Consider the following 17,203-nt stretch of genomic DNA (forward strand, 5'->3'; position numbering starts at 1 on the left):
GCCGGTGTCCCCGAAGCCGGCGGCCTTGAGGAAGGACGAGGACCACAGTGACGCAGACCCTGAACGACATCCTGCTGAACCCGGCCAAGCGTGCAGATGTGGTTGCCGACCTGAACGAACTGGTCGGCCAGGAGGTCTCCGAGAAGAGCGGCGTCTCCGGGGCGGCCGTGAAGCTCGGCTACAGCACCGTCACCAAGCTCAAGCCCGGCATCGTCCCCGCCGCTGTGGACAAGATGCTCCCCGACTTCGCCGACGCCCTGGAGCCGTTCTACAAGGAGTTCCAGGCCCAGGGTGGCGACTTCGGCGCGTTCCTCGCCTCGCGGGGTGAGGCCGCGGCCGAGGCGCTGCTGTCGGTGACCGACGCGCGGGCGGCGAAGACCAGCTCGGACGCGATCAAGAAGGCGTACGAGAAGCTGCGCCCGAACGCGCGCAAGAACGTCGAGGAGGCTCTGCCCCGCCTCGGCGCGGTGATCCAGAAGTACGCCCAGGGCTGAGCGTCACACCGGGTCGGGCCTGATCCCCCGGCCGGAATCGCGACGAACGGCACTTTCGTCAGCAACGGTGCTGACGAAAGTGCCGTTCGTAGCTTTCGGGTGCAGGGTTCACAGGGCCGTGGTGCCCTTCCCGAGCACCACCACCCCACCCTGGCTGACGGTGTAGCGGGCCCGGTCGGTAGCGAGGTCGACCCCGACCAGCGCGCCGTCGGGCACCACCACGTTCTTGTCGAGGATCGCGCCGCGCACGACCGCGCCGCGCCCGATCCGGGTGCCCGGCATCACGACCGAGTCGGAGACCTCGGCCCCGGCCTCGATGCGGACGTTCGGGCTGATCACCGAGCGGCGCACGATCGCGCCCGAGATGATCGTGCCGGCCCCGACGATCGAGTCCTGCGCGATCCCGCCCTCCACGAACTTCGCGGGCGGGAACGGCGGCACCGCCGTGGAGATCGGCCAGCGGTCGTTGTAGAGGTTGAAGATCGGGTGCACCGACACCAGGTCGGTGTGCGCCTCGTAGTAGGCGTCGAGCGTCCCGACGTCGCGCCAGTAGCCCGCGTCGCGGTCGGTGGCGCCGGGCACGACGTTGTCGGCGAAGTCGTAGACCGCCGCCTCCCCCTGGGTCACGAGCCGGGGGATGATGTCGCCGCCCATGTCGTGGTCGGAGTCGCCGTCCTCGGCGTCCGCACGCAGCGCCTCGATGAGCACGTCGGTGGAGAACACGTAGTTGCCCATCGACGCGAAGGTGACGTCCGGGTCGTCCGGCACCGACGGTGGATCGGACGGTTTCTCCAGGAACTCGGTGATCTTGCCGGAGGAGTCGGCCGCGATGCAGCCGAACGCCTTCGCCTCCGCCCGCGGCACCCGGATGCCGGCGACCGTGACCCCGGCGCCGCTCTCGATGTGCTGGGCGATCATCTGCGACGGGTCCATGCGGTAGACGTGGTCGGCGCCGAACACCGCGATGTAGTCGGGCCGCTCGTCGTAGACCAGGTTCAGGCTCTGGTAGATCGCGTCCGCGCTGCCGGTGTACCAGCGGCGGCCGAGCCGTTGCTGCGCCGGCACGCTGGTGATGTACTGGTTGAGGATGCTCGACAGCCGCCACGTCGTGGAGATGTGCCGGTCGAGCGAGTGCGACTTGTACTGGGTCAGCACGCAGATGCGGTGCAGACCGCCGTTGACCAGGTTGGACAGGACGAAGTCGATCAGTCGGTAGTTGCCGCCGAACGGGACGGCGGGCTTGGCGCGGTCGGTGGTGAGCGGCCACAGGCGCTTGCCCTCGCCGCCGGCGAGGACGATGCCGAGCACGTTCGGGGAGTACCCGCGCAGGAGCCCACCGGGCACACGAACACCTGTCATCGTGACCACCCCGCGAAGGCGGCAGCTGCGTCTCCGGGCCCCGTCGTCGTCACGAAGGGGACCCTAGTGCGAGCAGTGGCCGGGTGGCCACCGACTGCGACGGCGAAAACAGCGAGCGGCAGGCCGCACCCGGTCGCAGCGTCCGCTGCGCCCCCGTCCGCGTCGCCCGCCCGGGGGACTAGCGTGCTCGCCGTGCGCATCGGTCTGCTCACCCGCGAGTTCCCCCCGGACGTCTACGGCGGAGCCGGGGTCCACGTCGAGCACCTCGCGCCCGCGCTGCGCGAGTTCGTCGACGTCGCCGTCCACTGCTTCGGAGAGCCCCGCGAGGGCGCCACCGCCCACGCCGTGCCCGAGGCGCTCGCTTCCGCCAACCCCGCCCTGCAGACCCTCGGCGTCGACCTGTCGATGGTGGCCGCGCTCGGCGACGTCGACCTCGCCCATTCGCACACCTGGTACGCCAACCTGGCCGGGCACCTCGCCAAGATCCTGCACGGCATCCCGCACGTGGTCACCGCGCACTCGCTGGAGCCGCGGCGGCCGTGGAAGGCCGAGCAGCTCGGCGGCGGGTACCGGCTCTCCTCGTGGGTGGAGCAGACCGCCTACGAGTCGGCCGACGCGGTGATCGCCGTCAGCGCCGGCATGCGCCAGGACGTCCTCGACTGCTACCCCGCCCTGGACCCCGCTCGCGTGCACGTCGTCCACAACGGGATCGACACCCGCTTCTACCACCCCGACCCCGCCCGCGGCGCCGTCGTCGAGGCCGGTGTCGACCCCGAACGACCGATCGTCGTGTTCGTCGGGCGGATCACCCGGCAGAAGGGCCTGGCCCACCTCGTCGCGGCCGGGCACCGCATCGACCCGGCGGCGCAGCTCGTCCTGCTCGCGGGCGCGCCGGACACCCCGGAGATCGCCGAGGAGACCGAGAAGGCCGTCGCCGATCTGCGAGCCGCGCGCGGCAACGTCGTGTGGGTGCGCGGCATGCTGCCCGCCGCGAAGGTGCGGCAGATGCTGTCGGCGGCCACGGTGTTCGTCTGCCCGTCGGTGTACGAGCCGCTCGGGATCGTGAACCTGGAGGCGATGGCCTGCGGCACCGCCGTCGTCGCCTCGGACGTCGGCGGCATCCCCGAGGTCGTCGACGACGGTCGCACCGGGCTGCTCGTGCACTACGACGAGCACGCCGTGGACGAGTTCCGCACCGGCCTGGCCGACGCGGTCAACGCGCTGCTCGCCGACCCCGCCCGTGCGGCGGAGATGGGTGCGGCGGGGCGTGAACGGGCCGTCGCGGAGTTCGCGTGGCGCACCGCGGCGCAGCGAACGGTGGAGATCTACCGCTCGGTCCTGTGAGCCCTCAGAACCGCTGAGGCCGGGCGGGAGTCCCGCGCCCGGCCCCGCGAGTCGCGCGTCCGGTGCGGCGAGTCTCACACCTGGCGCGGCGAGTCACGCATCTGGTCGGCGGCGTTGTGCGATCGGGCCGCCGAGCGGTGCGCGCGGTGACGCGCGTCCGCGGCCGTTCGGCGAACTCGTCCGGCCGCACGCAGGACTCGCCGTCCTGGACGTGGGACTCGCCGGACGAAACACGGGACTCGCGCGACGAGATGCGCGACTCCCAGCCGGGGTACGGGCCGCGCCCCTACGACTGCTTCGCCTTCTCCTTCGCCCGCGCCCGGTGCGCGGCGACGGCGGCGCGGTTGGCGCAGGCCGAGGAGCAGTAGCGGCGGGCCGCGTTGCGGGAGGTGTCGGCGAAGACGCGGTTGCAGCCCTCCGCCGCGCAGCAGCCGTGCCGGTCGATGCCGTACTCCGACACCAGCATCGCCAGGGCGAACGCCGTGGTGGAGCGCAGCCGGTCGACGACGTCGGCCTCCGGCGGAGCGTAGTGCAGGTGCCACGGCTCACCGTCGTGGTCGGACAGGTGCGGTTCGACGCGGACGTCGGCGAGCAGCGCGTTGACCGCGATCGCCGCTTCCCGCACGTCCTTGGCGTCGAAGACGGTGCGCAGCCGGCGGGCCCACGCGCGCAGCGCCGGCTCGACGGAGGCGGGCGCGCGCCGGGCCAGGAAGCCGTGCTCGACGAGGATCGTGCGCAGCGCGTCGGAGGCCTGCGGCTCGTCCTTCGCGGCCGTGACGGCGTTCACGAGGTCGACGGCGGCACCGAGGGCATCACTCCTGTAACCGATGAAGTCCACTAGACCCTTACCTCGCCGTCCACCTCGTGTAATATATGAAGTGCAAACAGATCTTACATCGGGGAAAGGGGGCGCGGCCGATGCGCTGCGCAAGCTGCGGGTGGCCCACGAGCGAGGCGAAGGTGCTGTCGACGCACCGCACGTCGGAAGGGTGGGTGCGCTACCGCCGCTGCATGTGCGGCGCGGTCGCGATCGAGCTGCTCACCCTCACCGGCGAGCCCACCGAGGAGCCCGTCCGGATCGCCGACGCTCGCGAGCGCGTGTTCGCCGGCTGACGACGAGCCACTACACACACCGACGGCGCCGCACTGCTGCCAGAAGCAGCGGTGCGGCGCCGTCGTGTCGGTGCGGACCGGTATCAGCCCACTGCGCCCTTGAGCGCCTCGCTGAGATTGCTCGCCTCCTCGGCGGACATCTCGACGACCAGTCGGCCACCACCTTCGAGAGGGACGCGCATCACGATGCCCCGGCCCTCCTTGGTCACCTCCAGGGGACCGTCACCGGTCCGGGGCTTCATCGCCGCCATCTCCTGCCTCCTCCATCATCATCCAGCCGATGCCGTACTGCGAGCAGGATCGCCGCGCTTGTACGAGACGCGACGGTGATGCTTGCGAACGTCGGGTGCGCGTCCATCTTTCCTCATCGGTCGGTCCGGGGCGCAACCGGCGCGATCACCGGCGCGTTGTTTCACTCGTGCGTCCTCTTGATCTCACCACGTCACCGGGGTCCTGCGCACGCCAGCATGCCGAAACGTGATCGTCGACCATCCCGGTGGCCTGCATGAGGGCGTAGCAGGTCGTGGGCCCGACGAACCGGAAACCGCGCTTCTTCAACGCCTTCGCCATCGCCACCGACTCGGGGGACGTGGCCGGCACGTCGGCGAGCGTGGCGGGCCGCCGGTGCGTGTCCGGCGCGAACGACCACAGCAGATCGTCCAGCGGGGTGTCGAGCGCGACCACCGCACGCGCGTTCGCGATCGTGGCGTCGATCTTCAGCCGGTTGCGGACGATGCCCCGGTCGGCGAGCAGGCGTTCCCGATCGGCGTCGTCGAACGCCGCCACCTTGACCGGATCGAACCCCGCGAAGGCCGCCCGGAACGCCTCCCGCTTGCGCAGGATCGTCAGCCACGACAGGCCGGACTGGAAGGCCTCGAGGGAGATCCGCTCGAACATCGCCTGCACGCCGCGCAGCGGCACCCCCCACTCCTCGTCGTGGTAGGCGACGTAGTCGGGGGCGCTCGTGGCCCACGCACACCGCACGCGCCCATCGGTCGGCTCACCCATCCGCGCCTCGCCCTTCCCCTCGGTGCCGCTCCGCGCACCGCCGGGCCACGGCCCGCAGGGAACGTGCCACACCGGCGCGCAGTGCAGGCCGAACGAGCGGCCAGCCGCCCCGGCCGAGCACCCCGAAGGGCAGGTCGAGCAGCTCCGACCACACGATGCGGGCCCGCTCGGGACCCAGCGGGACGACCTCGAAGACACCGGAGCCACGCACGACCGATCCGGTGTGGCGAACAACACAGCGTCGGGGCGGATCCCACTCCGTGATCACCATCGGATCTCTGACCGAGAGCGGCCCGACCCCGGTGACGGCGGTCAGTGCGGTCCCCGACCGGCGCCCGTCGGTGCCGTCGTCGACGGTGACCCGGGTGGCGAGCATCCACTCGCCCTGCGCGGGCCAGTCCGTGACGACGTCCCAGACGACGCCGGCGGGCGCCGCGACGTCGACGGTGAGCGTGAGCTCCGCGGTCATCGCGACGAGTCCGCCTCGATCCCCGCGTCGGACCGGGAGCGCTCGGCCAGCTCGGCGCGCAGCGCCGCGATCTCCCCCTCGAGCAGGGCGCGCTCGTGGTCCGCGCGGTCCAGCTCGGTGGCGAGCCGGTCGAGCACCCAGTCGACCTCTGCCATCCGGTAGCCGCGGACGGCCTGCGGGAACCGCAGCTCGCGCACGTCGTCCCCGGTCACGCCGTCCACCGGCAGCCGAGTCGGGGTGGCCCCCGGCGCGAGCGGCGGCAGCTCCTCACCCCGGCCGAAGACCAGCGCGGTGATCCCGAAGACCACAGCCGCCACCGCGGCCATGACGACCAGGTAGATCAGCGCTGTCCCCACCTCGTACATCCCACCACGTGGGGCCGACGGTTTCCACGCGCACCACGCCGAGGGGTCAGCCGGCGGCCTCGGGCAGCACGTCGGTCGAGGTCAGGCGGTGGGCGTAGCTCGCGACCTCGCGCATCGGCGGGCGCTCCCCCAGCTGCAGCGGCGTGGTCGTGGGTAGCCACTCGCCGCCGACCTGGACGAACTGCACGAGATCGGCGCCGGCGTCCGCCACGCCGCAGCGGTCCATCGCGGCCGCGAGGATCTGGCGGGCCATGGCGCCCAGCTGCAGCAGCGACCGGTTGCGGTGCTTGCGCACACCGAGGTTGACCTGCGCGATCGCGTCGATGCCGCGGGCGGTGTGCGCGTCGAGCAGCAGCCCGATCTCCACCCCGTAACCGGCGGCGAACGGCAGCGACTCCAGCAGCGCGCGGGTGCCCGCGTACTCGCCGCCGAGGGGCTGCACGATGCCCGCCAGCTCGGGCCGGAACGCCGCCACGAGCGGCCGCACGAGCAGCTCGGTGACCCGACCCCCGCCCGTGTCGGCCTCCTCGGTCTCCAGCCGCAGCGGGCGCCGGTAGAAGCCCTTGACCAGCTCCACACCGGGCTCCAGCAGCAGCGGGCCGAGCAGCGCCGGCACGAAGCCCGGATCGAAGTCGATCAGGTCGGAGTCGATGTAGCAGATGATGTCGCTCGTGGTGGCGGCCAGCGACCGCCACAGGACCTCGCCCTTGCCGGGCACCGGCGGGAACTCCGGGACGACGTCCTCGCGCCGCACGACCCGCGCCCCGGCCGCCGCCGCGACGTCGATGGTGCGGTCCGTCGAGCCCGAGTCGATGACGACCAGCTCGTCCACGAGCGGGTTCGGCCCGTACGTGAAGGGCAGGATCGCGGCGACGATCGCCCCGACGGTCTCCTCCTCGTCCAGCGCCGGGAGCACGACCGCGACCCGGCGGCCGCCCTTGGCGGCGACGAGCTCAGCCGCAGTCCAGTCCGGCTCCTGCCAGGTCCGCCGGGCGAACCAGCTCTCGAGGGCGGCGTCCATCACGTCTCCTCGTCGAAGGGGAAGTCGAGTCGGCCGCACTGCCGACCAGGGGGAACTGCAGCTGCGATCTTCACGGTACGGCCCGAGCGACCGCCGCGCTCCGCGGAAACCCACGATTTACGTCACCGACCCGTTGGACCGATCGGCCCAACCGCCTGCTCACGCCAGGCCACGCACCGTCCGGGCCGGCGGACGGGTCCCCACGATCGACGCCACCATGTCCGTGACGCGCCGTGTCGCGGCCACCTCGTGCACCCGGAACACGCGCGCACCTGCGGCTGCGGCGAGCGCGGTGGCCGCGAGCGTGCCCTCGAGGCGCTCCGTGACCGCGCTGACGCCGAGCGTCTCGGCGACGAAGTCCTTGTTCGACAGCGCCATCAGGACCGGCCAGCCGCATGCCACGAGTTCGTCACACCGCCGCAACAGAGCGAGGCCGTGGAAGGTGTTCTTGCCGAAGTCGTGGGTCGGGTCGACGAGGATCCCCTCCCGCGGCACACCCATCTCGACCAACGCCTCGGCCCGCGTGGTGACCTCGCGGATCACGTCGCTGACCACATCCGGGAAGCGGACGCGGTGCGGACGCTGCCGCGGCGCGGTGCCGCCGGTGTGCGAGCAGACGATGCCGACGCCGTACTCCGCGGCGACCTCCGCGAGCCGCGGATCGGCGCCCGCCCAGGTGTCGTTGAGGAGATCCGCGCCGGCTTCGACCGCGGCCCGCCCCACCTCGGCCCGCCACGTGTCCACGCTGATCACGACGTCCGGGTAGCGCTCGCGGACGGCCGCGACGAACGGCACCACGCGGCGGATCTCCTCCGCGGTGTCCACGACCGGGCCGGGCCCGGCCTTCACTCCGCCGATGTCGATGATGTCGGCGCCCTCGGCCACGACCGCGTCGACCCGCGCCATGGCCGCGTCGTCGGTGAACGTCGCACCGCGGTCGTAGAACGAGTCGGGGGTGCGGTTGACGATGGCCATCACCAGCGCCCGGTCCTGGACCGGGGCGCGCGTCCCGAACTTGATCACCGGCGGCACGCGTCCAGCGCCTCGTCCACGGTCGTGGTCACGATCAGCCGCTCGAGCGCCTCGTCGCGGACGAAGCCCTGGTCACGCAGACCGCGCACCCACTCGAGCAGGCCCGCGTAGTGCCCGTACGGGTCGAGCAGGACGACCGGCTTGTCGTGCATGCGCAGGTAGCCGGAGGTCCACACCTCGAACAGCTCCTCCATCGTGCCCACGCCGCCCGGGAGCGCGACGAAGGCGTCGGCGTGCGCCTCCATGAGCTGCTTGCGTTCCCGCATGGTGTCGCAGATCAGCAGCTCGTCGGCGTCGTGGTCGGCCCACTCGCGCTCGACCATGGCGTGCGGGATGACCCCGATCGTGCGGGCGCCCGCCTTGCGCGCGGCCTCGGCCAGCGCACCCATCATCGCGCTGCGCCCGCCGCCGGAGACCAGCTGCCAGCCGCGGGCCCCGATCGCGGCGCCCACCTCGGCAGCCAGGTCGAGGTAGCGCTGCGGGATGCCCTCGATGGAGGCGCAGTAGACGCACACGGAGAACACGGGCATCTAGTGCGTGTCCTCCCACGCCTTGTAGGCCTCGCGGACGACGGAGACGGCGTCCTCGACGTCGTCGGTGACGTGCAGCAGGGCCAGGTCCTTCTCGCCGATCTTGCCGTTGCCGCACACGGTTTCGGCGATCCAGTCGTAGAGGCCGCCCCAGTACTCCGAGCCCATCAGCACCACCGGGAACTTGGTGACCTTCTTGGTCTGCACCAGGGTCAGCGCCTCGAACAGTTCGTCGAGCGTGCCGAACCCGCCCGGCAGGCAGACGAACGCCTGCGAGTACTTGACGAACATCGTCTTGCGGGCGAAGAAGTAGCGGAAGTTGATCCCGACGTCGACGTAGTCGTTGAGGCCCTGCTCGAACGGCAGCTCGATGCCCAGGCCGACCGACAGCCCGCCGGCCTCCTTGCAGCCGCGGTTGGCCGACTCCATCGCTCCGGGGCCACCGCCGGTGATCACCGCGAACCCGGCCTCGGCCAGCGCGCGGCCCAGCTCGACGCCGAGCGCGTACTCCGGGTGGTCGCGGCTGGTGCGCGCGGACCCGAACACGGTGACCGCGCGGGGCAGCTCGGCGAGGAGGCCGAACCCCTCCACGAACTCGGCCTGGATCCGCAGCACCCGCCACGGGTCGGTGTGCACCCAGTCGCTGGGCCCGCGGGAGTCCAGCAGGCGCTGATCGGTGGTGGTCTCCTCGTTGCGGCGACTGCCGCGCAGCACGACCGGACCGCGCTGCTTCTCCCCGGGCCGCTCTCGCCCGTCTGACGTCATGCGGCCCAGGGTATCCACGGCGGAACGGCCCATCCGGGGAGCGTCCGCACTACTCCGGCGAGCCATGGCCGCCGATCCCGCGGTCGGTGCTCGGCGACGGTCCACCGGCGACGAGTACGGGCTCGTGGGCCGCGGCGGCACCCTCGCCGATGCCCTCACCGAGCTGCTCGGCGGGGGATCGTCGACCGGTCACCGATCGAGCCGGAGCACGCCGTCGCGCGGTGCAGCTCCCGGCAGCCGCACCGCCCGGTGGGCGAGATCTCGATCAGCGGGCAGGACCCGATCCGCTCCTGCCCGGATCGGCAGCGCACCCTGACTCGTCACTCCTCGGCGTCCGGGTACCGCTGCATGTACTCCTCGTAGTGCTGGGCCTTGCACGACCGCTGCAGGATCGCCGTGTCGGCCTGCTGCATGCACTCGTCGAGGGTGAGCCCGATGCCGAAGTCCTCGTCGGGTTCGGAGAGGGTGGTCCACTGGACGACGAGCCCGACCACGATCGCCATGGCGCCGAGCACCGCGCCGACGAGCGCGTGCGGCCGGGGCGCCGATCCGCTGCGCCCGGCCAGCTTCAGGTAGGCGGCGACGCACGCGAGAGCGGCCGCACCGACGACCACCCCGCCCCACCCGGTCCACGAGCTCACCAGGGCCACGGCCCCCAGCCCCAGCCCGAACACGCCCACCGTGCGGGCGGTGTCGGCCGCGGTGCGTTCCTCGCTCGTCACGGCTCACATGATGGCCGATCAGCTCAGGAAGGCCCGCAGGGCCTCCGTGGTGGCCGTGATGAGCTTCGTGTCGACGTGCTCCTCGCGGGTGTGGGCGAGGTTCGGGTCGCCCGGCCCGTAGTTCAGCGCGGGGATGCCGAGCGCGGCGAAGCGGGAGACGTCGGTCCAGCCGTACTTCGCCGTCGGGGTGGCGCCGGTGGCGGCGAGGAACTCCTCGGCCGCCGGGCGGTCCAGTCCCGGCAGCGCGCCCGGGGAGACGTCGACCAGCTCGACCTCGAACCCGGCGAAGACCTCGCGGACGTACGCCTCGGCGGCCTCGGCGCTGCGGTCCGGCGCGAACCGGAAGTTCACGACCACCACGCACTCGTCGGGCACGACGTTGCCGGCCACGCCCCCGCGGATGCCGACGGCCTGCAGGCCCTCACGGTAGAGGCAGCCGTCGATGTCGACCTCGCGGGCCTTGTGCTCGGAGAGCCTGCGCAGCACCTCGCCCGCGGCGTGCACGGCGTTCTCCCCCAGCCAGGAGCGGGCCGAGTGCGCGCGCCGCCCGCGCACGGTGATCTCCACCCGCAGCGTGCCCTGGCAGCCGGCCTCGACGACGCCGTTGGTGGGCTCGCCGAGCAGCGCGAGATCGGCCTCGAGCCAGTCGCGGTGCTCGCGCTCGATGCGGCCGAGCCCGTTCGCGGCCGCCTCGATCTCCTCGCAGTCGTAGAGCACGAGGGTGAGGTCGTAGCGGGGCTCGGTGAGCGTGACGGCGAGATGGGCGAACACCGCGTCGCCCGCCTTCATGTCCGACGAGCCGCAGCCGTAGAGCAGATCGCCCTCGCGCCGGCTGGGCACGTTGTCCGCGATGGGCACGGTGTCGATGTGTCCGGCCAGCAGCACCCGGCGCTCCCGGCCGAGGTTCGTGCGGGCCAGCAAGGCCTGCCCGCAGCGCTGCACCTCCAGGTGCGGGGCCTGCGCCCGCAGCGCGGCCTCCAGCTCGTCGGCGAGCCGCTGCTCGTCGCGCGACACGCTCGGCACGTCCACGAGCGCGGCGGTCAGATCGATCGGGTCGGCGGTGAGGTCGAGTGGCACGGGCCCAGTCAACCAGCGTCGGTCCTGCTGGATACCTTCAGTGCGTGAGCTTCCGTACCGAAGGTGCCTCGGGCACCGGCCTGGCCACCGTGACCGCCGACGGCACGGTCCTCGACGTCTGGTACCCCGCGCCCGCGCTCGGCCCGGACGCCGCCGACACGACCGCCGACCTGGAACCGCTCGCCGGCCACGACGACGTGCGCGGCGTCACCACCCGCGTGATCCGCACCACGATCGCGTCGCTGGCGGACCCACCGGCCGACACGGCGGACGTCTGGCTGCGGCTGCACCTGCTCTCGCACCGGCTGATCCGCCCGCACGAAGCCGACCTGACCAACATCTTCGGGCTGCTCACGAACGTCGTGTGGACCAACCACGGCCCGTGCGCGGTCGAGGGGTTCGAGGTCGTGCGGGCCCGGCTGAAGTCCCGCGGCCCGGTCACCGTGTACGGGGTGGACAAGTTCCCGCGGATGGTCGACTACGTCGTCCCGTCCGGGGTGCGCATCGCCGACGCCGACCGCGTGCGGCTCGGCGCGCACCTGGCCCCCGGCACCACGGTGATGCACGAGGGCTTCGTCAACTTCAACGCCGGCACGCTCGGCACCGCCATGGTCGAGGGCCGCATCTCGGCCGGCGTCGTCGTCGGGGACGGGTCCGACATCGGCGGTGGCGCGTCGATCATGGGGACGCTGTCGGGCGGCGGCAAGGAAGTCATCCGCATCGGCACCGGCTGCCTGCTCGGCGCCAACGCCGGCATCGGGATCGCGCTCGGCGACGACTGCATCGTGGAAGCCGGCCTCTACGTCACCGCCGGCACCCGCGTCACGCTGCCCGACGGCACGGTCACGAAGGCGCTGGAGCTGTCGGGGCAGTCGAACCTGCTGTTCCGGCGGAACTCGCAGACCGGCGCGGTCGAGGTGCTGCCGCGCTCCGGCGGCACCGTGCAGCTGAACACAGCTCTGCACGCCAACTGAGGCCGGGCCGTTACCGTGGCGGTCGTGCTCGACGCCGCCGCGCATCGCCTACGGGTGCCCCTCCCCGAACCCGTCGTCGCGAGTCCCTCCGATCCCCCGGTGCACCACGTCCGCGCCGCGCTCGACCTGCGGCTGCGCGCGCTGCTCGCGCACGAGGAGGGCACCCGCACGGGCGCCGACATCGAGGACCTGCACCAGATGCGGGTGGCGGTGCGGCGGATGCGGGCGAGCCTCAAGGCGGCGCGGCCGCTGCTGGACGCCACCTGGGCCGATGCGCTGCGCGCCGAGCTGGGCTGGCTCGGCGGCGCGCTCGGCCCGGTGCGGGATCTCGATGTGCTGCTCCTGCGGCTGCGCGCTGAGATCGAGGACCTGCCGGGGGGCGAGCGACCCGCGGGCTACCAGCTCGTTGCGGCGCTCGGGGACGAGCACGCCACCGCGCGGGCCGAGATGCTCGCCGCGCTGGACTCGCCGCGCTACCGGGCGCTCGTGGAGCGGCTGGCCGACGCCGTGCGGCTGCCGCTGCCCACCCCGTCGGCCACGCAGGCCCAACCCGAGCTGGCCGACCTGGTGCGCGCCGAGGCCGGGCGGCTGCGCAAGGCAGTGCGCAGAGCCGGCCCCGATCCCGAGGACGCGGTGCTGCACGCGCTGCGCATCCGCGGCAAGCGCGTGCGCTACACCGGCGAGCTGGCGCTGGCCGGGCTGCGCGGCACCCGCACCGGACGCACCGTCAAGAAGCTGCTCGCCGCCACGGCGGAGCTGCAGGAGGTGCTGGGCGACCACCAGGACGCCTGCGTCGCCGAACAGCGCATCCGCCAGCTGCTGGACGGGCTGGGCGAGCTGCCGCCCGCCGAGGTCGTGTTCGTCGGCGGGCGGCTGGTCGAACGCGAACGGGCCCGCGCCCGCCGCCAGCGCAGCCTGTGGTGGGCGGCGTGGGAGCGCGTCGACGAGCTGGTCGGGAAGCTCTGAGGCGCGCTCAACCGGCGAGGCGCTCGGCCGCCGCGGCGATCCGCTCGTCCGACGCCGTCAGCGCGATGCGGACGTGCCGCGCGCCGGCCGGGCCGTAGAACTCCCCCGGCGCCACGAGGATGCCCAGCTCCGCGAACCGATCGACGGTCTTGCGGCACGGCTCGTCGGCCGTGGCCCACAAGTACAGCCCGGCCGTGGAGTGGTCCACCCGCAGCCCGGCCTTCTCGACGGCCGCGCGCAGCGTCTCGCGGCGGCGCGCGTACGTCGCCACCTGGGCCGCGACGTGCTCGTCGTCGTTCGCGGCCGCGGTCATCGCCGCCTGCACCGGCCGCGGCACGATCATGCCGGCGTGCTTGCGCACCTCCAGCAGCGCCGCGACGATCTTCGGGTCGCCCGTCACGAACCCGGCGCGGTAGCCGGCCATGTTCGACGTCTTCGACATCGAGTGCACGGCCAGCAGCCCCTCGTGGGAGCCACCGCAGACCTGCGGCGACAGGATCGACGGCGCGCCGTCGGACAGCGACAGGTAGCACTCGTCCGAGGCGACGATCGCACCGCGCTCACGGGCGAACGCCACCACCTTCGCCATGTGCTCGACCGGCAGCACCTTGCCGGTCGGGTTCGACGGCGAGTTGAGCCAGATCATCGACACCGCGCCGGGACCGATCGCGGTGGTCGAATCCGACCGGACGGGGTTCGCGCCGGCCAGCTTCACGCCCACCTCGTAGGTGGGGTAGGCCAGCTCGGGGATCAGCACCGTGTGCCCGGGGCCCGCACCCAGCAGCGTCGGCAGCCACGCCACGAGCTCCTTGGAGCCGATCGTCGGCAGGATCGCCTGCGGATCGACCGTGACGCCGAAGCGTCGCCGCAGGCTTCCGGCGATCGCCTCCCGCAGCTCAGGAGTGCCGTGCGTGGCCGGGTAACCGGGGTCGTCGGCGGCCGGACCGGCGAGCGCGGCGCGCACGACCGGGGGCACGGGATCGACCGGTGTCCCGACCGAGAGGTCGACGATTCCGCCGGGGTGCGCCCTCGCCCGCTCGGCGGCGCCGGCCAGCGAGTCCCAGGGGAAGTCGGGCAGATCGAACGAGGGGTGCAGCCTCACTCGTGGTTCCGCGGCGGCAGCGACAGGGTGGGCTCCACGTCGCGGTCGATCTTGCCGACCTTGGAGGCACCGCCCGGCGAACCGAGCTCCGCGAAGAAGTCCGCGTTGGCCTTCGTGTACGCCGCCCACTGCTCGGGGACGTCGTCCTCGTAGTAGATCGCCTCGACCGGGCACACCGGCTCGCACGCCCCGCAGTCGACGCACTCGTCGGGGTGGATGTAGAGCTGTCGGGCCCCCTCGTAGATGCAGTCCACCGGGCATTCCTCGATGCACGCCTTGTCGAGGACGTCGACGCAGGGCTCGGCGATCACGTACGTCACGGGGGTGGTCCTCCAGTCGGACTCGCTTTGGACTAGCACACAGTATGTATCGGACGGGGTACGTGCGAGAGGTGGGGGCCGCTGTGAGGAACGACATTCCGGTCAACCTCGACCGGCTCGTCGGCCGCCGGGTGTCGATCCGGCAGCGTGTCGGCGAGCACGGTGGGCGGCCCCGGTTCAGCGACGCTGTGGGCGATCTCACCGCGAGCGCGGCTGGTCTGGTGGTGCACACCCGCCGCGGACCGGTCCGGATCGACCCCGCAGCGGTGGTGGCGGCGCGGGCCGTGCCCCCTGCGGTGCCGCGCCGCGCCGGACTCGCCGCGATCGTCGCGCTGGAGCACCTCTGCGCAGACGCCTGGCCGGCCGCCGTCGACGAGCGGCTGGGCGAGTGGCGGCTGCGCGCCGCGGGCGGCTTCACCGGCCGGGCCAACTCGGCGCTGGCCCTCGGCGACCCGGGGACGCCGGTGCCGGACGCGCTGGCCGCGGTCGTCGACTTCGCCCGCCGGCACGGCATCCGGCCACGGGTGCACGTGCCCGTGGGCTCGCCGTGGGACCGGGCCGTCGAGGACGCCGGGTGGGTGCTGAACGCCGATCACGCGGCGGGTGCCGAGGTCGCGGTGCTCGTCGGGGAGCTGGCGGCGGTCGCCGAGGCTCCGGTCCCGGTTCCGGTCGAGCTGCCGGAGCGACCGGATCCCGAGTGGTTCCGCGAGCCCTACCCGCCCGCGGCCCGGGCGGTCCTCGATCCCGGCGGCACGCCGCCCGTGGGGTTCGGCATCGCCCGGGCGGACGGGCAGGTGGTGGGCCGGGTGCGGGCCTGCCTCGTCGGCGGGCACGTGCACGTGGCGCAGCTGCACACCGCCGAGGCCGCCCGCGGGCGCGGGATCGGCACCGGTCTGCTCGCCGCCGCGGCGACGTGGGGCCTCGAGCGCGGGGCGCAGTGGATGGTGCTTCAGGTGGCGCTGAAGAACTCCGGGGCGCGGTCGCTGTACGCGCGGCTGGGGATGGTGGAGCACCACCGCTACCGCTACCTCACGCCGTGTTGATCGCGCCCGGCTCCCGTGCCGGATCGGGGCTCGCGCGCCTTGGTGTCGACAGCAGTGCGGGATCGCGCTGTGGTCAGGGTCCGGTGGGGCTCGGTCCGGCGCGGGTGGGATGGTCCGGGGTGCGAGGCCTGAGCGCTGGCGCAGCGGATCGCGTCTGCGGGAGCTGCACTCCTGGCTCTCCTGGCGTGGAGACAGCTCTGCTGCCATCACCCGGGCCGCACCTAGAGGTGGCCGTCGCGCTCCCGGCTCCGCCCGGTCGGCAGCCCGTTCTCGTCGAGCAGCACCGAGCGCAGCGCCCACAGCCCCGAGCCGAGCCCGACCAGCACGAACAGCATCGACTGCCAGGTCGGCGGCAGCATCGTGTCCCCGCCCGGCCCGATGAACGCCAGCGCGAACACCGCGATCGCCCAGCCGATGAGCGGGGCCGCGGCGCGCAGCGGGCGCGGGTCCAGCTCGCCTGCGGCGCGGACCAGCCACGGCAGCGACAGCAGCGTCACGACGATGCCGAGCGGCACCGGGATCGCCCCCGCGTACAGCGGGGTGAACAGCAGCCCGAACGCACCGAGCACGGCACCGGTCACGCCGAGCAGAGCGGTGATCGCCGCGTACACGGGATCAGGCACCTCCCGCCAGCAGGTCGTCGGGAGCCGCGACCGTACCGGAGGCCGCGACGAAGCACTCCACCTCCTGGAACGGCTGCGCCACCAGGTTCGACACCGAGTACACGACCGGGCCGCCGTCCTCGCCCCCGGACTGGACGACGATCTGCGTCGCGTGCGCCCGCATCGCCGCCACCCGGGCCGCGCGGTGCGCCGACACGTCGATCCGGGTCGTGACCACGTCGTCCGGGACGCTGGGCAGCTCGTCGGGTTCCGGCAGCCGCAGCGGCGGGGCGACGTGCCCGTCGAGCTCCGCGACGCCCGCGTCGAGCGCGCTGCGCGGTGTGACGACGTGGAACAGCCGGGTGGGCACCCGTTCCACCGCCGCCACGGTGACGTCGTGGGCGCGCACGTGGTCGGGGTGGCCGTAGCCGCCGTCGGCGGCGTAGGTGACGACGGCGTCCGGGCGCAGCTCGTCGAGCACCGCCACCAGAGCGTCCACCTCGTCGGCGAACGCGTCGGGGTGGGCGAACGCGCGCGGGTGCAGCACCTCCGGGGTCGCCGCGCGGGTGCCGTGCCCGGCCAGCGCCATACCGGAGTCGCGCCAGCGGCCGGGGCCGCCGAGGAAGCGGTGATCGGTCACGCCGAGCGCGGCGCACGCGCGGGCCAGTTCGCCGATGCGGTAGCCACCCAGCTGGTCGGCGTGATCGGCGGCGAGCAGCGCCAGCTCCGCCGGGATGACCTCACCCTCCTCGCCGAGCGTGCAGGTCACGAGCGTGACCTCGACGTCGGGCCGGGCCGCGTAGTGGGCGATCGTGCCGCCGGTCGCGAGGGTCTCGTCGTCGGGGTGGGCGTGCACGAACAGCAGCCGCGCGGGAGAGCTCACCCGGCCAACCCTAG

Annotated in this window: 22 protein-coding genes; 6 read left to right on the plus strand and 16 right to left on the minus strand. The window is 73.1% G+C overall.

From position 1 onward, the window contains the following. Nucleotides 1-47: 47 nt before the first annotated feature. On the plus strand, nucleotides 48-494 hold the full coding sequence (locus tag BUE41_RS18530) for a DUF6918 family protein (RefSeq protein WP_073458380.1): 447 nt from the start codon (nucleotides 48-50) through the stop codon (nucleotides 492-494). Between the two features lie 108 nt (nucleotides 495-602). On the opposite strand, the gene glgC is transcribed toward BUE41_RS18530, so the two are convergent. Further along, the gene (glgC, locus tag BUE41_RS18535; RefSeq protein ID WP_143172233.1) at nucleotides 603-1,853 is read right to left on the minus strand and encodes a glucose-1-phosphate adenylyltransferase; all 1,251 of its coding nucleotides are present in this window, start codon (nucleotides 1,851-1,853) and stop codon (nucleotides 603-605) included. Between the two features lie 192 nt (nucleotides 1,854-2,045). Here glgC and glgA point away from each other — a divergent pair, with 192 nt between their 5' ends. Continuing rightward, complete coding sequence (gene glgA, locus BUE41_RS18540) at nucleotides 2,046-3,197, plus strand: glycogen synthase (RefSeq protein WP_073458464.1); 1,152 nt, start codon at nucleotides 2,046-2,048, stop codon at nucleotides 3,195-3,197. A gap of 286 nt (nucleotides 3,198-3,483) precedes the next feature. Here the strand turns inward: glgA and BUE41_RS18545 are convergent, their stop codons facing one another. Further along, nucleotides 3,484-4,035: a CGNR zinc finger domain-containing protein gene (locus BUE41_RS18545; protein WP_268794502.1), complete on the minus strand. Its 552-nt coding sequence runs from the start codon at nucleotides 4,033-4,035 to the stop codon at nucleotides 3,484-3,486. Nucleotides 4,036-4,157: 122 nt separating this feature from the next. Between BUE41_RS18545 and BUE41_RS30360 the strand changes: the two genes are divergently transcribed. Continuing rightward, the gene (locus BUE41_RS30360) at nucleotides 4,158-4,310 is read left to right on the plus strand and encodes a hypothetical protein (RefSeq protein ID WP_200804002.1); all 153 of its coding nucleotides are present in this window, start codon (nucleotides 4,158-4,160) and stop codon (nucleotides 4,308-4,310) included. Nucleotides 4,311-4,393: 83 nt separating this feature from the next. Here BUE41_RS30360 and BUE41_RS18550 read toward each other — a convergent pair whose 3' ends face one another. The 10 genes from BUE41_RS18550 to dapE form a co-directional block, all read right to left on the minus strand. Further along, entirely contained in the window at nucleotides 4,394-4,561 is a 168-nt protein-coding gene (locus BUE41_RS18550; RefSeq protein WP_073458381.1) for a DUF3117 domain-containing protein, read from the minus strand. A gap of 145 nt (nucleotides 4,562-4,706) precedes the next feature. Then, nucleotides 4,707-5,318 (minus strand): DNA-3-methyladenine glycosylase I, encoded by a 612-nt coding sequence (locus BUE41_RS18555; RefSeq protein WP_073458382.1) that lies wholly within the window; start codon nucleotides 5,316-5,318, stop codon nucleotides 4,707-4,709. Continuing rightward, on the minus strand, nucleotides 5,311-5,787 hold the full coding sequence (locus tag BUE41_RS18560; protein WP_073458383.1) for an SRPBCC family protein: 477 nt from the start codon (nucleotides 5,785-5,787) through the stop codon (nucleotides 5,311-5,313). The genes BUE41_RS18555 and BUE41_RS18560 overlap by 8 nt, the downstream gene beginning before the upstream one ends. Next, nucleotides 5,784-6,143 (minus strand): DivIVA domain-containing protein, encoded by a 360-nt coding sequence (locus BUE41_RS18565; protein ID WP_073458466.1) that lies wholly within the window; start codon nucleotides 6,141-6,143, stop codon nucleotides 5,784-5,786. The genes BUE41_RS18560 and BUE41_RS18565 overlap by 4 nt, the downstream gene beginning before the upstream one ends. 55 nt (nucleotides 6,144-6,198) lie before the next feature. Then, a complete protein-coding gene (locus BUE41_RS18570) occupies nucleotides 6,199-7,173 on the minus strand; it encodes a glucosyl-3-phosphoglycerate synthase (RefSeq protein WP_073458384.1) in 975 nt (324 codons plus the stop codon). A gap of 159 nt (nucleotides 7,174-7,332) precedes the next feature. Then, nucleotides 7,333-8,148, minus strand: a complete 816-nt coding sequence (gene folP / locus BUE41_RS18575; protein ID WP_084755379.1) for a dihydropteroate synthase — start codon at nucleotides 8,146-8,148, stop codon at nucleotides 7,333-7,335. Nucleotides 8,149-8,192: 44 nt separating this feature from the next. Continuing rightward, entirely contained in the window at nucleotides 8,193-8,735 is a 543-nt protein-coding gene (locus BUE41_RS18580) for an LOG family protein (protein ID WP_073458386.1), read from the minus strand. Beyond that, complete coding sequence (locus BUE41_RS18585) at nucleotides 8,736-9,500, minus strand: LOG family protein (protein ID WP_073458387.1); 765 nt, start codon at nucleotides 9,498-9,500, stop codon at nucleotides 8,736-8,738. A 320-nt stretch (nucleotides 9,501-9,820) separates the two neighbouring features. Then, a complete protein-coding gene (locus tag BUE41_RS18590; RefSeq protein ID WP_073458388.1) occupies nucleotides 9,821-10,222 on the minus strand; it encodes a hypothetical protein in 402 nt (133 codons plus the stop codon). An 18-nt stretch (nucleotides 10,223-10,240) separates the two neighbouring features. Further along, nucleotides 10,241-11,299 carry a succinyl-diaminopimelate desuccinylase gene (gene dapE, locus BUE41_RS18595; RefSeq protein ID WP_073458389.1) on the minus strand — a complete coding sequence of 353 codons (1,059 nt, stop codon included), beginning with the start codon at nucleotides 11,297-11,299 and terminating at the stop codon, nucleotides 10,241-10,243. A 44-nt stretch (nucleotides 11,300-11,343) separates the two neighbouring features. On the opposite strand from dapE, the gene dapD reads away from it, so the two are divergent. Further along, nucleotides 11,344-12,273 carry a 2,3,4,5-tetrahydropyridine-2,6-dicarboxylate N-succinyltransferase gene (gene dapD / locus BUE41_RS18600; RefSeq protein ID WP_073458390.1) on the plus strand — a complete coding sequence of 310 codons (930 nt, stop codon included), beginning with the start codon at nucleotides 11,344-11,346 and terminating at the stop codon, nucleotides 12,271-12,273. Between the two features lie 24 nt (nucleotides 12,274-12,297). Then, nucleotides 12,298-13,239 (plus strand): CHAD domain-containing protein, encoded by a 942-nt coding sequence (locus BUE41_RS18605; RefSeq protein WP_073458467.1) that lies wholly within the window; start codon nucleotides 12,298-12,300, stop codon nucleotides 13,237-13,239. 7 nt (nucleotides 13,240-13,246) lie between these two features. On the opposite strand, the gene dapC is transcribed toward BUE41_RS18605, so the two are convergent. Further along, nucleotides 13,247-14,341 (minus strand): succinyldiaminopimelate transaminase, encoded by a 1,095-nt coding sequence (gene dapC / locus BUE41_RS18610; protein WP_281689306.1) that lies wholly within the window; start codon nucleotides 14,339-14,341, stop codon nucleotides 13,247-13,249. Continuing rightward, nucleotides 14,338-14,661 (minus strand): ferredoxin, encoded by a 324-nt coding sequence (fdxA, locus tag BUE41_RS18615; RefSeq protein WP_073458391.1) that lies wholly within the window; start codon nucleotides 14,659-14,661, stop codon nucleotides 14,338-14,340. Before fdxA ends, dapC begins: the two co-directional genes overlap by 4 nt. A gap of 83 nt (nucleotides 14,662-14,744) precedes the next feature. Here fdxA and BUE41_RS18620 point away from each other — a divergent pair, with 83 nt between their 5' ends. Further along, a complete protein-coding gene (locus tag BUE41_RS18620) occupies nucleotides 14,745-15,704 on the plus strand; it encodes a GNAT family N-acetyltransferase (protein WP_234997397.1) in 960 nt (319 codons plus the stop codon). Between the two features lie 221 nt (nucleotides 15,705-15,925). Here BUE41_RS18620 and BUE41_RS18625 read toward each other — a convergent pair whose 3' ends face one another. Both BUE41_RS18625 and mshB read right to left on the minus strand, forming a co-directional pair. Then, the gene (locus tag BUE41_RS18625; protein ID WP_143172235.1) at nucleotides 15,926-16,327 is read right to left on the minus strand and encodes a hypothetical protein; all 402 of its coding nucleotides are present in this window, start codon (nucleotides 16,325-16,327) and stop codon (nucleotides 15,926-15,928) included. After that, nucleotides 16,320-17,189: an N-acetyl-1-D-myo-inositol-2-amino-2-deoxy-alpha-D-glucopyranoside deacetylase gene (mshB, locus tag BUE41_RS18630; RefSeq protein ID WP_073458393.1), complete on the minus strand. Its 870-nt coding sequence runs from the start codon at nucleotides 17,187-17,189 to the stop codon at nucleotides 16,320-16,322. Before mshB ends, BUE41_RS18625 begins: the two co-directional genes overlap by 8 nt. Nucleotides 17,190-17,203 lie beyond the last annotated feature (14 nt).

The organism is Pseudonocardia thermophila (assembly GCF_900142365.1).
Classification (GTDB): domain Bacteria; phylum Actinomycetota; class Actinomycetes; order Mycobacteriales; family Pseudonocardiaceae; genus Pseudonocardia; species Pseudonocardia thermophila.

Coding starts and splice junctions, on each gene's coding strand:
- glgC (WP_143172233.1), bottom strand. CDS start 1,853: ATGACAGGTGTTCGTGTGCCCGGTGGGCTCCTGCGCGGGTACTCCCCG.
- BUE41_RS18550 (WP_073458381.1), bottom strand. CDS start 4,561: ATGGCGGCGATGAAGCCCCGGACCGGTGACGGTCCCCTGGAGGTGACC.
- BUE41_RS18555 (WP_073458382.1), bottom strand. CDS start 5,318: ATGGGTGAGCCGACCGATGGGCGCGTGCGGTGTGCGTGGGCCACGAGC.
- BUE41_RS18560 (WP_073458383.1), bottom strand. CDS start 5,787: ATGACCGCGGAGCTCACGCTCACCGTCGACGTCGCGGCGCCCGCCGGC.
- BUE41_RS18570 (WP_073458384.1), bottom strand. CDS start 7,173: ATGGACGCCGCCCTCGAGAGCTGGTTCGCCCGGCGGACCTGGCAGGAG.
- folP (WP_084755379.1), bottom strand. CDS start 8,148: ATGGCCATCGTCAACCGCACCCCCGACTCGTTCTACGACCGCGGTGCG.
- BUE41_RS18580 (WP_073458386.1), bottom strand. CDS start 8,735: ATGCCCGTGTTCTCCGTGTGCGTCTACTGCGCCTCCATCGAGGGCATC.
- BUE41_RS18585 (WP_073458387.1), bottom strand. CDS start 9,500: ATGACGTCAGACGGGCGAGAGCGGCCCGGGGAGAAGCAGCGCGGTCCG.